The 14,406-nt window shown below is 64.3% G+C and carries 11 protein-coding genes and 1 pseudogene; 6 read left to right on the forward strand and 6 right to left on the reverse strand.

All coding sequences use genetic code 11. The features are described 5' to 3' along the window. The 3 genes from ABSF49_RS17990 to ABSF49_RS18000 form a co-directional block, all read right to left on the reverse strand. On the reverse strand, positions 1 to 1,010 hold a 1,010-nt coding region (locus ABSF49_RS17990), incomplete at its 3' end, for a sugar ABC transporter substrate-binding protein (protein ID WP_424114022.1). A gap of 279 nt (positions 1,011 to 1,289) precedes the next feature. Next, on the reverse strand, positions 1,290 to 1,601 hold the full coding sequence (locus ABSF49_RS17995) for a hypothetical protein (protein ID WP_424114023.1): 312 nt from the start codon (positions 1,599 to 1,601) through the stop codon (positions 1,290 to 1,292). A 217-nt stretch (positions 1,602 to 1,818) separates the two neighbouring features. Beyond that, positions 1,819 to 2,817, reverse strand: coding sequence for an Ldh family oxidoreductase (locus tag ABSF49_RS18000; RefSeq protein WP_424114024.1), 999 nt, complete (start codon positions 2,815 to 2,817; stop codon positions 1,819 to 1,821). Positions 2,818 to 4,852: 2,035 nt separating this feature from the next. On the opposite strand from ABSF49_RS18000, the gene ABSF49_RS18005 reads away from it, so the two are divergent. The 4 genes and pseudogenes from ABSF49_RS18005 to xylA all read left to right on the forward strand — a co-directional run bounded on the left by ABSF49_RS18005 (position 4,853) and on the right by xylA (position 7,671). Further along, positions 4,853 to 5,056, forward strand: coding sequence for a hypothetical protein (locus tag ABSF49_RS18005; RefSeq protein ID WP_424114025.1), 204 nt, complete (start codon positions 4,853 to 4,855; stop codon positions 5,054 to 5,056). Then, complete coding sequence (locus tag ABSF49_RS18010; RefSeq protein ID WP_424114026.1) at positions 5,053 to 6,096, forward strand: LacI family DNA-binding transcriptional regulator; 1,044 nt, start codon at positions 5,053 to 5,055, stop codon at positions 6,094 to 6,096. The genes ABSF49_RS18005 and ABSF49_RS18010 overlap by 4 nt, the downstream gene beginning before the upstream one ends. A 35-nt stretch (positions 6,097 to 6,131) precedes the next feature. After that, positions 6,132 to 6,374 (forward strand): hypothetical protein, encoded by a 243-nt coding sequence (locus ABSF49_RS18015; protein WP_424114027.1) that lies wholly within the window; start codon positions 6,132 to 6,134, stop codon positions 6,372 to 6,374. Further along, positions 6,371 to 7,671: pseudogene (xylA, locus tag ABSF49_RS18020) on the forward strand (xylose isomerase). The gene ABSF49_RS18015 and the pseudogene xylA overlap by 4 nt, the downstream one beginning before the upstream one ends. 151 nt (positions 7,672 to 7,822) lie before the next feature. On the opposite strand, the gene ABSF49_RS18025 reads toward xylA, so the two are convergent. From ABSF49_RS18025 to xylF, 3 genes are all read right to left on the reverse strand, one after another. Further along, complete coding sequence (locus tag ABSF49_RS18025) at positions 7,823 to 9,016, reverse strand: sugar ABC transporter permease (RefSeq protein WP_424114028.1); 1,194 nt, start codon at positions 9,014 to 9,016, stop codon at positions 7,823 to 7,825. A gap of 31 nt (positions 9,017 to 9,047) precedes the next feature. Beyond that, entirely contained in the window at positions 9,048 to 10,586 is a 1,539-nt protein-coding gene (locus ABSF49_RS18030; protein ID WP_424114029.1) for a xylose ABC transporter ATP-binding protein, read from the reverse strand. 368 nt (positions 10,587 to 10,954) lie between these two features. After that, complete coding sequence (xylF, locus tag ABSF49_RS18035) at positions 10,955 to 11,968, reverse strand: D-xylose ABC transporter substrate-binding protein (protein WP_424114030.1); 1,014 nt, start codon at positions 11,966 to 11,968, stop codon at positions 10,955 to 10,957. Positions 11,969 to 12,678: 710 nt separating this feature from the next. Here xylF and ABSF49_RS18040 point away from each other — a divergent pair. After that, positions 12,679 to 13,383: a response regulator transcription factor gene (locus tag ABSF49_RS18040; protein ID WP_424114031.1), complete on the forward strand. Its 705-nt coding sequence runs from the start codon at positions 12,679 to 12,681 to the stop codon at positions 13,381 to 13,383. After that, positions 13,370 to 14,406 (forward strand): HAMP domain-containing protein (locus ABSF49_RS18045; protein ID WP_424114032.1); only part of this gene is annotated, 1,037 nt, incomplete at its 3' end. The genes ABSF49_RS18040 and ABSF49_RS18045, both read left to right, overlap by 14 nt.

The raw sequence follows: 14,406 nt of genomic DNA on the forward strand, positions 1-14,406 counted from the left end.
TTGTCCTTGGTCACGTAGGCGCGGCTGGTGTCGGTCTCGGCCGGGCCGAGGAGGCCGCCCGAAAGGTGCCACAGATACATCTGCTGGACAGGCAGGAAGCCTTGCAGATAGGCCTGCTGATCGACCGTGAAGTTCACGTCGCCAGACTTGATGTAAGTCAGGGTTTGCGGGAACAGGTCGAAGCCCCCGACCGCCACGCCGGCCTTCGCCAGTCCATACTTGGCGGAGACGAAGCCGCAGGCGTAGGTGTCCGAGCCTCCGGTCCCGAACAGGCCCTTCACGTCCTTGTGGCTGAGGTAGTAGCTTTCGATCCTCGATATTTCCGAGGCCGGGTCCGGGCCGGCGTCGACGACATCGTAGGTCCATGCGTCGCCGTGCTCCTTGATATACTGCTTGGCGCCATCCAGGCGCGGCTGGGTGTTCAGCGAGCCGGGAACGCCGATCTCAAGCATGACGTGGCTGCCCTTCGGGACCGAAGCCAACCATTTTGCTGCGGCGTTGTAGCCCGATTGGAAGAGCGGTTGCCCAACATATGCCGCCCGCTTGTTTGGGCTGCCGGCCGGCACGTCGGCGTTGAAGGCGATGACCGGAATGCCTGCGGCGACCGCTTGATCGGTCGCAGCGTCGAAAGCTTTGGGGTCCACTAGACACACTGCGATGCCGTCTGCCTTTTCCGCGATGGCGGTCTGCATGGCGGAGACCATCTCGGAGACGACGTTCTTCTCCGAACCGGTCCACTGGTACTGGCAGCCAAAGGCGGCGCAGGCGTCTTGGATGCCGTAGATCGCAGGAGTGAAAAACTGATCCAGCGTCACATGGCAGACAAAGAAGAATTTGAAAGGTTTCTTCGGCAATCCGGCGGCGGGAGTGTCCGCTAAGGCCTGTTGGATTCCAGCTCCAAGTCCCGCGGCCCCCAAGCCCAGCGTCGCAGCGCCCGCCAAAGCGGTGCGTCGGCTTATTGCGCGCGCGGCCCTCGCTATGTCCGCCTGGTCTTTGACTTCGTTTGTCACGTGTTTCCCTCCCTTACGGATTTTCTGTGCACGTTTTGAGCCGCGGCGCCTCACAGGACCAAACAGATCGGCGCGCAAAACTCGGATGATCGGATCACCACGTTAGTGATCAGGTCACCTGACAAATAATACGACGCTTTGCCGCGACATGCAATAGGGGGAGACATCGTACGGCAGCAAGAATGGTCTGATTCTTGGGTGTTGCCGGCCAGCAGGAATCCTCCCGGTCGAAGGGAGTGTTGGCTCCGCCGTTGGAGTCGGGAACAAGGAGAGACGCCATCACGAAGGCGACGAGCCCGAATGGCAGGTTGAAGAAAAAATCGAGAGCCGACCGACCTGATCGGCAATCAGCCGCAGAGCGGCGACCACAGCGCGAGCACGAACAGTGCTGGCTAGGATGCGAACCAGCACGAACTCTGGCAGCGACTGCCCCAGGCAGCGGACCAGCCAGTAGAGCGTGAAGACCGAGATCGCGTCGGCGAATATTTTGCACACGCCGAATGGGTCGCCGACCCCGCCGCTAACCGGAATGAAGACGCCGAGCGTCAGCATACGTGCGCTTACCGCGAGATTGAGGTCGACTGCGAACACCGCGAAGCATCGGTGTCGTCTGCGGGATCGTCGGAGGTGATCACCTCGGCATCGAGATTTTCGATGAAGAACGTTCCCGCCAACAGCAAGGCAACAACGGCGCATTTCGCCGCTGCGAATTGCCGATAGGTCCCAGCGCCGATCCGCGCCACTAGTCAACGGCGCGCCACTTAGAGCGACCGAGGGGGATTGAGAAAATATCGCCTGGCAAGCGCAGTCAGCGACTCGACGACGCCCTCCCGAAGCGGCACGCCATGCGCGAGGGCGTCCTTCTTGTGTGCAAGACCGGCCTCGCCGGCAGGCGCACGGGCGAGTGATCGGGCGGCGGCGGCGACGCGCGGCAAACTTCGGCCAGCCATCCGGTCTCGCGAACGAACGCCTCGCCGCCGGAAAACCGGCCGGGCGAAAAAGCGATAACGAGGACGGCCGCGCCCCATTGCGTCGGCGCCTCAGCGCGGCCATAGCCGCCAAGCCCCTGCGTCAGCGCCTCGACGAGGAGGCCGAGCGCATAGCCCTTATGGCCATGATCAAGCCCTCCAATCGGCAGGATCGAGCCGCCTGCGCGGATGACGGAAGGGTCGTCTGTCGCCGCCCCGTCCTTGTCCATCGCCCAACGGCCCGGCAGCCGTGCGCCTGCGGCGATCGTTCGCCCGAACATTGCGGCGGTGGTGATGGAGGTCGAGACGTCGATGAGAATCGGATCGGTCGCCGTTGGAATGCCCGCAGCGATGGGGTTCGGCGTCATAACGGGTGCCAAACCCCCGAACGGCGCGACATGGGCGTCGCTCGGATCCGAGGAAAAGACGAGCACGAGCGAACCGCGCCGCGCAGGTGCCTCAAGGAACGACGCCAGACAGGCGATGTGGTGGCTGCGCCGTATGGCGACGGCGCCGAGGCCGAACTGGCCAGCTCGCTTTTCCGCTTCGGCGACAGCGAGAGCGGTCGTCCAAACTCCGGGAAGCCGTCGCGCGTCCCAAACCGAAACCGCGCCGTAATCGGCAACGACCACAGGATCCCCGGACTTTTCCATTGTTCCGCGGTCGAGTTCTTTGATGTAGTCGCCGAGAAGCGCCAGCCCATGAGTCGTGTGACCAAGGAGGTCAGCTTCCAAGAGTCCGCTTGCGACCGCGAGTGCGATCTGGTCCGGCAACCCGGCACCCACAAGTACGGCCGCCGCACACTCGAGGAGATTTGGGTAGCCAAACCGCGTATCCATGCGCGAGGGTTCCATGAGTGCGTCAATCAGCCGCAGCGAACCGAGACATGCGAAGGAATGAGCCAGCGCGCATGAGCGCTCTCAAGGCATTGCAACGATGATCGGCGTGGCATTGCGTGCGCCGACTCCCATCGAAAACCCCGTACTGCGCTTAACGAAGATGCCGGCGTCGGGCAGTTGCCTCGACGACCCGGCTAATCGCATGTGCATGGGCCCCCTCAGATGGCGAAGCAGAATTACACCCTGGGGCCGCGGCTTGGAAAGGAGCGATTTCCAGCATTGCTTTTCGCCACGATATGTTTGGCCGAAGCCGTAACACGCGACGTCTATTTTTCTGCATCCAAGCTCGAAAGCCGCCAATCGTGAAGAGTTTCGGACGCCGTCAGGTGTCGGAAAGTCGCCGAGGAACGAACCCGCGGTATGCAGGGCGTGGCTTATGGTGTGAACCTGCATCGAAGCGGGCCCCCATCGCGACGCGACGTAATCCATTGAAACGACAAAGTAAATTTACGTCCGTAAGGGGTCCGTGTTCGATGCAACCCGGGACCATTCTCGTCACCTCTTTCTGTGATGAATCAATATATTGGGCATCACCGACGCAGGAGGTCCAGTTCGGTGCAATTTCACACCTAGGACAACATCGGGCGAATTTCGTTGGTTGCGCCCTTCCATACCCATGCGAATACGGCCGCCAAGCCGCCCGGAAATGCGGGCAGGAGTTGCCAGGGACAGAGCGGGGACACAGGCGGGACACAGCGGGGACGCCGGCCCGAACAGGCGCGGTGTCGAGCCGGCTACGTGGCTAACGCGCTTCGCCAAGTCGATTGACGGCCTTATGTCGGCGGGCGTCTATTGACGCTGCGACCGTGGTCCCCAGTAGCGGTCGCGCGAGTTCGGAAAGAGTGCGAATTGCGGCCCATTTTGGCGGCGTATTTTTCCGAACCACTTTTGAGATCGTTGGGCTTGGCGATACCCTTCCAAGCTGAATACGAGGGTTCGATTCCCTTCACCCGCTCCAGTCTCGCAATGAGCCGCTGATGGTTCCGGAATCGGCCGAAGCGCTGAGCCGGCCGTTGCGCTTTCGGGCGCCGTTCCGGCTTTGACCTCAGGCCAGCCCATGGCGCGCAAAACGTCGGCCGGATCGCCGCTCCCGGTCCGGCGCGACGAGACCCGCCGGCAGGCGCCGGTCGGCGCCCCCTAGACGGCACCGTCGCCGCGCGTTGGACGCGCCGAGTGTGATCGCCGCCAGCGGCGAACATCAGACGCTAGAGTCCTGGCTCCGTCCGCCCATCGCCGCGTGAGGCCGCGGATCGCAGCTTCCGGCGTCATTGTCCGCGTTTCGACGCCAGGGGTCGCAAGCCGCGCGCCGCTCCCGAGACGGAATGCGCGCCGACGCTAAGCGTCGCGACGCATGGTCCACATCTGGCCGCTCATGTCTACCAGCTGGAAACCATAGCGCGACAGTTCGCTGAACGTTTCCCAATCGCTGGATAGAACCGTCGCCACGGTGCCGTGCTTCGCATCTTTGATTTCGTGACGATTTGTCAGATTGAAGTGTCGCATGGAATCACCGACCGGCTTGTCGTCTTCGACGATATCCCGGATTTACACAGGCTATCGGCCGCGCGTCCACCGACGATTGGAATTGCGCAAAATGCAACGCAATGACTTTTGCTAAAATTGCGCGCATCGCCCAGACGAAGCGCGTCCGCCGATGCGTGCGAAAGGACAAGTCTTCAACCCAACCGGCCGATTCCCGTCATCTGCCGCGCGGGCGCCAAGCGCCAGAGCTTCATCGCCGGCCAGCGCCGGACCAAGGCCTGACCGAGACCCCGTGTTTCCGCCGCGTGTGGCGGCCCTCCTAGAGACGAACTCGGGTCCCCGAATTCAAGTCGGCGCTGCGTCTTTGCGCGGCGCCGCGATTTTGTGCGAATCGGCTTGCCGAAAAACACGGGCGCTGTCGCGGTTAGACGATTCGCCCACGCGGCGATTGCCCCGCGACGGCGGCCGAATTCGGTCCGCGATTGACGCTTGCGTGAAATTGATGTTCGCACATCAAAACTTCTTTTTGCGCCATCAATTTCCTTGGCCGATGATTTTACCCCTGCTGTTCAAGGCATTAGGCGAACTTCCGCCCTTCGCGTGGGAACTCGGCGCCGACTCCGAAGGTCGTTTTTTCGCATTGCAACAAATATTCGAGTTGCGTACCTCACAGATTTGCGCAATCCATCATGAATGAGCGGGCCGGTCGATCCCACCACAGTCATGTTGAAGGACGTCGCCAGGGAAGCGGGCGTTTCCACGGCCACTGTCGATCGCGTTCTTCACGGCCGGCGCGGCGTGAAGGAAGCGACGATCCGTCGCGTCAAGGAAACGATCGAACGTCTCGGATTTCAGCCCTACGCGGCGGCGGCGGATTTGGCGCGCGGACGCAGCCATCGCTTCTGTTTCATCATGCCCCGCAACCAGAATGTCTTCATGGCCGAGATCGTCGATCATGTCGGCCGCTTGCGAACGCCGCTGGCGGCGCGACGCACGCTCATCGATGTCGTTGAAACCGACGTGTTCGATGCCGACGCCTTGGCCGAAACCCTGGAAGAAGCCGGCAAACGCTACCAGGGGATCGCGGTGGTGGCGCTCGATCATCCGCGCGTGCGGGCCGCGATCGACGAGCTTGTGGCGGCGGGCATCCTCGTGGTGACGCTGGTGTCGGACGTTCCGTCGTCCCGGCGCTCGCGCTACGTCGGCATCGACAATATCGCCGCCGGCCGCACAGCCGGAACGCTGCTCGGGCGATTCCTCGGCGGACGCAAAGGCAAGGTCGCCGTCGTCGCCGGATCGCTTTCTCTGCGCGACCATGCCGAACGTCTCTTCGGCGTGCAGCAGGTCGTCACCTCCGAATATCCCAGTCTCGATCTGCTGCCGACGGTGGAAGGGCGGGACGACGACATCCACAACGCCGATCTCATCCGGCGCCTGCTCGCCGATCATCCCGATCTGATCGGGCTCTACAATATCGGGGCCGGAACCGCCGGCATCGGCAACGCGTTGATCGACGCCGGGCGGGCGCGTGAAGTGGTGTTCATCGGCCACGACCTGACGCCGCAGACGCGCCGCTTTCTGGTGCTGGGCGTGATGGCCGCGATCATCACGCAAAATCCCGGCCGTGAGGCGCGCTCGGCGGCGCGCATCCTCGTGGCGTTGTCGCGCAACGAGCTGATCATCCCCGAACAGGAGCAGATCGGCATCGACATCGTCATTCGCGACAACCTGCCGTGACCCGGCGCAAACCCTGAAGCGCCAACGAACGCACAATGAAGCTCGATTCCGACATCGGCGCGCGCAGCGCCAAAGCGATCCTTTTCGACGGCGACGATCACGGCGTCGCCGGCGCCGGCCCGTCGGGCGAGACGCGCGGCGCGAGCGCGAATGCTGTTTGGCGGCGCGCCAGGCGCGTCGAAACCCTCCAACCCGACGCGGCGCACGCCGCGCCCTTCGCCGAAGGCTGCGCCCGGCGGCGCCGCCTCGCCCCCCTTGCAAAGGAGATCAGCCAATGAACGCCCCTATCCCCGCTTTCTTCGGGCTGCCCGAGCCGGTTCAGTTCGAAGGCCCAGCGAGCCAGAACCCGCTCGCCTATCACTATTACGACAAGGACCGCGTCGTCGCCGGGCGACGCATGGAAGACCATCTGCGCTTCGCCGTGTGCTACTGGCATTCGTTCGCGGCGAGACCTTCCTGCGGCCCTGGATGCACGGCGGCGACCCGATGGCCTTGGCCAAGGACAAGGCCAACGTCGCCTTCGACCTGTTTCGCATCCTCGACGTGCCGTTCTTCACCTTCCATGACGCCGACGTCGCGCCGACCGGCGAGACGCTGCCTGAGCATCTGAAGAACTTCGGCGCCATGGTCGACGTGCTCGAGCAGAAGATGTCGACCGCCAAGGTGAAGCTGTTGTGGGGCACGGCGAACCTGTTCTCGCACCGCCGCTACATGGCGGGCGCCGCGACCAACCCGGACCCGGATGTTTTCGCTTTCTCCGCTGCGACGGTGCGGGCCTGCCTCGAGGCCACCAAGCGGCTCGGCGGACAGAATTATGTGCTGTGGGGCGGTCGCGAGGGCTACGAGACGCTGCTCAACACCGACCTCAAGCGCGAATACGAGCAGATGGGGCGCTTCCTCTCGATGGCGGTCGAGCACAAGCACAAGATCGGCTTTGACGGCCCGCTGCTGATCGAGCCGAAGCCCCGCGAACCGACGAAGCACCAGTATGACTTCGACGTCGCCACCGTCTTCGGCTTCCTCGAGAAGTGGAGACTGACCAAGGACGTGAAGGTCAACATCGAGCAGAATCACGCCCTCCTCGCCGGCCACACTTTCGAGCACGAGATCGCGCTGGCCTACGCGCTCGGCGTTTTCGGATCGGTCGACATCAACCGCGGCGACGCGCTGCTCGGCTGGGACACCGACCAGTTCGCCATGGACGCCGGCGAAATGACGGTCGTCTTCCACGAGATCTTGCGGCACGGCGGCTTCACCACCGGCGGCCTCAACTTCGACGCCAAGATCCGCCGTCAGTCGCTGGATCCGGTGGACCTGGTCCAGGCCCACGTCGGGTCGATCGACATCTGCGCCCGCGCGCTGCTGAACGCGGAGAAGCTGCTGAACGACGGCGTTCTGACCGGGTTCCTCAAGGACCGCTACGCCGGCTGGGACAGCGAGGAAGGCAAGGCGATCCTCGCCGGCAAGCGCACGCTCGCTCAGGTCGCCGACCGCGCCATCGCTCAGAACATTGCGCCGCAGCCCCGCTCCGGCAAACAGGAATATCTGGAGACGATCCTCGCCCGCCGGTTGTGACGGCGGCGATCGTCCTGATCCTTGGTTTGACGGCGCCCCCGGCGCCTTGCGGCGCCGGGGATTTTTTGTCGGTTCGCTTCGAGCGCTCGGTCAAAGAAAACCCGGCCGCAATGAGCGGCCGGGCCTGAAGAGGGCGCGACGCGTCGAACGGTCAGCGCCGGGCGCCGGAGGTGACGATGTCCAGCCAGACGGCGAGCACCAGAATGACGCCCTTGGTGATCTGCTGCCAGAACGTGTCGATGCCGAGCATCGACATGCCGTTGTCGAGGCTGGCCATGATCACCGCGCCGACCAGCGCGCCGATCACCGAACCGATGCCGCCGCGCATCGACGTGCCGCCGATGAAGCAGGAGGCGATGGCGTCGAGTTCGCCGCCGAAGCCGGCCGACGGCGTGCCCGCCGCCAAGCGCGCGGTGGTGGTCATGCCGGCGAAGGCGCACATCAGACCCATCAGGCCCCAGATCATCATCTTGACCAGGTTGACGTTGACGCCCGACAGACGCGTCGCCTCGAGGTTGGAGCCGACCGCATAGATGCGCCGTCCAAACACCGTCCTGTCGCCGATGACGGTGAAGACCCCGAGAATGACCAGCAGAACCAGGACCGGCACCGGCACGCCCTGATAGGAATTCAGCGTCACGACGAAGCCGGCGATCACGGCGCCGGTGATGACGAGCTTCAAGACCTCGACCGGCCTCGAGGAGACCGGCAGCTTGTGTTTGACGCGGCCGGCCCGCGTGCGGAAGGCGAGGAACGCCAGTAGCGCGAACAGCGCCACGGCCAGGACGTCGCCGATCGCGTTGGGCAGATAGCCCTGCCCGATGAACCTCAGGTCGGTGTGGACCGGGGCGATGGTGATGCCGCCGGTGATCCCCAGCACGGCGCCGCGAAAGGCGAGCATGCCGCCGAGCGTCACGATGAAGCTCGGGATGCCGACATAGGCGACCAGCCAGCCGACCAACAGGCCAGCGGCGACGCCGAGCAACACCACCGCCGCGATGGTGCCGTAAAGCGGCCATCCCCACCACACGTCGAGCACCGCGGTTATGCCGCCGAGGAGGCCCAAGAGCGAGCCGACCGACAAGTCGATTTCACCGGCGACGATGACGAACACCATCCCGCTCGCCAGCATGCCGGTAATCGCCATCTGCCTCAGCAGATTGGAGAAGTTGCGCGCGGTGAGGAACTCCGACACGCCCAGGGAGCGATCGTAAGTCAACGCCCCGAAGAAGATCCAGATGATCGCGATGACGAGCAGCAGGGCGACGATCTTGTATTCGGCGATCAGCCGCCGATAGTCTCTCTTGGCGGGCGCCGTTGCTTGCGTTGGGATTGAGAGCGTCATAGTTCACATCACCCGTTTGAGACCGCTGCATTCACGCGGCGGCGGTTTCTGCAGCGCCGATGGCCGCGGCGAGAATCGTCTCTTGGCTCAAATTGACGTTGGGGAAGTTGCCCCTCAGCTTCCCTTCGCCGATGACCAGGACGCGATCGGCAATGCCGAGAATCTCCGGCATCTCTGAAGAGATCATCAGGATGGCCACGCCCTGCCTGGCGAGTTCGAAGATGAGCTTGTAGATTTCATATTTGGCGCCGACGTCGACGCCGTGGGTCGGTTCGTCGAGGATCAGCACCTTCGGCTCCGGCAGCAGCATCTTGTCCACCACCGCCTTCTGCTGGTTGCCGCCCGACAGGCTGGCGATCGGCAGCAGCGGATGCGCGGTCTTGATCTTCATGCGGATGATTTCCGCCTGAATGACCGCCAGCTCGTCTTCGGCGTTGATCAGCTGATTGTGCGCGAAGCGGCCGAGCACCGACATCGTCATGTTGTAGCCGACCGGCATCAGCGGAATGATGCCGAGGCGCTTGCGGTCTTCCGGCACCATGCAGATGCCTTGGCGAACCGCGTCGGACGGGCTCTTGACGGCGATCTCCTTGCCCTCGAGGAAGATCTTGCCCTCGTGGTCGCCGCGCCAGTAGCCGAACAGCTTGCAGGCGAGCTCCGTGCGCCCGGCCCCGACGAGGCCGGCGACGCCGACGATTTCGCCGGCCCTGAGTTGAAACGAGACGTCGTCGACCACCTTGCGATCGGAATTGATCGGGTCCCAGCAGCTGACGTTCTTGGCCTCGAACACGACGTCGCCGACTTTGTGCTCCTCGCGCGGAAACAGGTTCTTCATCTCGCGACCGACCATCATGGTGATGATCTTGCCGGTGTCGAGTTCGCGCATCGGCTGGGTGCCGATGTGCGCGCCGTCGCGAATGACCGTCACCGTGTCGGCGATCGCCGCCACCTCGTCGATCTTGTGCGAGATGTAGACGCAGGCCATGCCGCGTGACCGGAACTCTCTCAACAGATCCAGCAGCGTCTCGGTCTCAGTGGTGGTCAACGCCGACGTCGGCTCGTCGAGAATGAGCAGCTTGGCGTTCTTATTGAGGGCCTTGGCGACTTCGATGAGTTGCTGCTTGCCGCCTGAGTAGGCCAGCACCGGCAGCGCGACGTTGATGTCGGGCATCTTCAGCTGCTGCATCAGCGCCGTCGCCCTGGCGTTCATCGCTTCGTAGTCGACGAACCCGAAGCCCCGAGTCAGTTCCGAGCCGAGGAAGATGTTCTCCGCCACCGACAGGTGGGGCACCATCATCAATTCTTGGTGGATGATGACGATCCCTGCGTCTTCCGTTTCGCGGATCGTGTAGGCCTTGAGCTCCTTGCCCTCCCACAGGATCGTCCCTTCCCACGTGCCGTAAGGATGGACGGCCGAAAGCACTTTCATCAGCGTCGACTTGCCGGCGCCGTTCTCGCCGCAGAGCCCGACGATCTCGCCCGGCCGAACCTTCAGGTCGATCCCGCTGATCGCCTTGACGCCGGCGAATTCCTTGGTGATGCCGCGCATCTCCAGAAGATATTCGGCCATGAACCCTCACCCCGAAACGAGCGGCTCTTGGCGTCGACCGCCCGACCCTGCTTGCCGCCATATCCTGACCGCGAATCCGTCAGCCTGAGCTTGATCAAGCCTCTTGCCGCCGGCCCCAGCAATCCACAAGGATTTGTGAGAAACAAGCCTGTCAGATCTAAGCCTGAACGCCGATGCCCCCTACGCCCCCAAACGCCCTTGGGACGAACGCGCGGTCATTTGCAATTCCGCCTCCGCCGGGAAGGCGCGTCGCGGCGCTGACGGCGTCCCCGTTTGTCAGCGGAGCCCACCCTCAATCCCAGACGCGCAAGACGCCCGCAGCGCAAGCGTCGTCCGGGGCGCCGAAGCGCCCCGAACGGTGCGAAGGGTTACTTACCCTCGACTTGATCCTTGGTGTAGAAACCGTCCTTGATGACCGTATCGATGTTGTCTTTGGTGAGCGCGATCGGGGTCAGCAGCAGCGACGGGATCTTCTTGGCGCCGTTGTCGAGTTCGGCGTTGTAGGCCGGCTTCTCGCCCTTGATGAGCTGGACGGTCAGCTTGGCGGCCTCGCTGGCGATCAGCTTCAGCGGCTTGTAGACGGTGACGGTCTGGGTGCCGGCGATCACGCGCTTGACGGCGGCGAGGTCGGCGTCCTGACCGGAGATCGGAACCTTTCCGGCGAGGTTCTGGGCGGCGAGCGCCTGGATGGCGCCGCCGGCGGTGCCGTCGTTCGAGGCGACGACCGCGTCGATCTTGTTGTTGGCGGCCGTCAGGGCGTTTTCCATGATCGACATCGCGGTGGTCGGGCTCCACTCCGGAACCCACTGCGAGCCGACGATCTTGATCTTGCCGGAGTCGACGGCCGCCTGGATGACCTTCATCTGGCCCTGACGCAGCAGCTTGGCGTTGTTGTCGGTCGGCGAGCCGCCGAGCAGGTAGTAGTTGCCTTCGGGCTTCGCTTTGAAGACGGCCTCGGCCTCCATAGTGCCGACGCGCTCGTTGTCGAACGAGATGTAGGCGTCTTCGTCCGCGTTGAGGATCAGGCGGTCGTAGGACAGAACTTTGACGCCGGCCTTGTGGGCTTCGTCGATGACTTCGGCGAACACCTTCGAATTCATCGGCACGATCACGACCGCGTCAACCTTCTGCGAGATCATGTTCTCGACCTGGTTGACCTGCTTCTGTTCGTTGGCGTCGGCTGACGTCACGATGACGTCGGCGCCGAGCTCCTTGGCCGCCGCGGTGAAGTAATCGCGGTCGCGGGCCCAACGCTCGACGCGCAGATCGTCGATCGAGAAGCCGATCACCGGCTTCGCCGAGCTGGCGCTCGCCGTCGTGGCGAGCGGCAGGCAAAGGGCGATCGCCGCGGCCGAGCCGGCCAGTAATGTCAGTAGCTTCATGGTGAAACCCCCCAAAAATGCCCTCCCCGAGGGCGTTGCCGTCCTGTTCGAACGAACCCAGCCGAACCAGACGAATCGTTCGGCCTCGGCGTTTTGCGAAGCGGCGACCTCCCTGTCGCGGCGAACCCTTCCCTGCGAGCACGGACCGTAGCGCCGCTTGCGCGCAGCGATTGATGCATCAAAAATATGATGTACGCAACTCAATTATCAGGTCCGCGTTCCAACCCGAACCGGAGTTCGTTTTGTGACGTTACGAACATTTTCTCAAAAGAACGGCGATGTTGGCTGGAACCGGCCGCGTTAGCGATCGAGCAAGAGGTCCGTCCGGCTTCCTCCACAAGCGGAGTGTGTGATGTACGAACATCGTTATTGGATTGAAATTGCCTTGCTCGGCCCGATCTGCCGCGACTCAACGCGCAAAGGACTTGCGGCGGCGGCGACGGCGCGGGGCTTTGACGAAGATTTCGCACCCGCGGCTCGCTTTGGGCCGGCCCCCGGCGGTCGCCGAACGCGGTGAACAAGGCCCAACGCGAGGCTTCGGCCAGCAGCCATGTAACGCCCTGACATATCGCTACAATACGACAGGCCGGCGGCGTTCCTGGCGGCGCCGATCTCGACCGCGCCCCATTCACGGTTTGCGGCTTGCGCCGGCGCCGTTTCTGCGAAAGTATTATCGACGCGCGCATCGCGCCGACGCCGGAACGCCAGCCATGCCGCAGACCGCCAGCACCGGCGCCAAGCCTGCCGTCCTGGTTATCGAGGACGAGCGCGCGCTCGCCGAGGAAATTCGTTACGAACTGCAAGCCGAGGGCTATCCGGTCGCGCTCGCCGAGACGCGGGCTGAAGGCTTGCGCGTCGCGCGCGCCGGCGGCGCGGCGGTGCTGGTCGTCGACCGCATGCTCAACCACGAAGACGGGCTGTCGATCCTCGAGGCGTTGCGCGAGGAAGGCAATCCGACTCCGATCCTGGTGATCAGCGCCCTTTCCACCGTCGACGACCGCATCCGCGGCCTCAAGGCGGGAGGCGACGACTATCTCGTCAAGCCGTTCGAGCTGCGCGAACTGACGGCGCGGGTCGAGGCATTGTCGCGGCGTATCCCCGATTCGCGCGCGACCCGCCTGCGCGCCGGCCCGCTGGAGATGGATCTGGTCGAGCGCTCGGTCCGGCGCGGCGAGCGGCGCGTCGATCTGCTGCCGCGCGAGTTCAAGCTGCTCGAATATTTCATGCGCCGGCCCAACCAGATCGTCACTCGCGCGATGCTGCTCGAGGACGTCTGGAACTACAAGTTCCTGCCGCAGACCAACGTCGTCGACGTCCACATCGGCAATCTCAGGCGCAAGATCGACGCCGGCGGCGAGCCGCGGTTGATCGTCAACGTGCGCGCCGCCGGCTTCAAATTGCATGTGGACGATTGACGTCCTCAAGAGCCGCGCCTTCCGCCTGGCGCTGGCTTTCGCGCTGGCGATCGCCGCGGCGGCGGCGGTCGTCTTCACCCTCATCTACCTGCAATTCTCCGCGGCCTCCGAGCGGATGGTCGGCGCGCGCCTGACCGACGAGGCGACCCGGTCGTTGGCAGCGAGCGACGACGAGCTGCGCGCGCAGATCACCCAACGCCTCGTGTCCGACCTGCGGCGCCTCGACTACGCCGGGCTGTTCGACGCCAAGGGCGCCCTGCTGCTCGGCGACCCGCCGATAATGCCGCCGATTCGACCCGACGGCCGACCCCATCTCGTCGCCTCGGTCCCGGCGCGCGGCGCCGGGCGTCCCGATCAGGCGATCTTCGTCGCCGTCCGCCGCGCCGACGGCTCGATCCTCGTCCTCGGGCGCAGCCTTTCCGAGATCAACGACCTGCGCGAGACCGTGGCGCGATCGCTCGCGCTGGCGCTGGCGCCCACGACGATTCTCATCCTCTTCATCGGCGCTTTGTTCGCCCGCCGCGCCCAGCGTCGGCTCGGCGACATTCACGCCGCCATCGCCGAGATCATGAAAGGCGACCTCAAGCAGCGCCTGCCGGTGATGAGCGAGGTCGACGACCTCGACCGCGTCGCGCGCGACGTCAACCTCATGCTCGACGAGATCTGGCGCCTGCTCGATCAACTGCGCCATATCGGCGACGACATCGCCCACGACCTGCGCACGCCGCTCGCCGTCGCGCGCGCCAAGATCGAGCGCGGGCTCGAGCGCGGCTCGACGATCGGCGAATTGCGCGCGGCGATGGCGGAGGCGCTCGATCATCTCGACCGATCGGCGGCGACCATCAGCGCCTTCCTGCGCGTTTCGGCGATGGAGAGCGGCCGGCGCGAGCGCAGCTTCAGCCCGGTCGACCTTTCGGCGATCTGCGCCGGCCTGTTCGAGTTCTACGAGCCGCTGGCGCAGAGCAAAGGCGTCGCCATCGCCATCGCGGCGCCGCGGCCGACGCTGGTGCGCGGCGACGAGGA

This window comes from Roseiarcus sp., from assembly GCF_049514155.1.
In the GTDB taxonomy this organism is placed as follows: Bacteria; Pseudomonadota; Alphaproteobacteria; order Rhizobiales; family Beijerinckiaceae; genus Roseiarcus.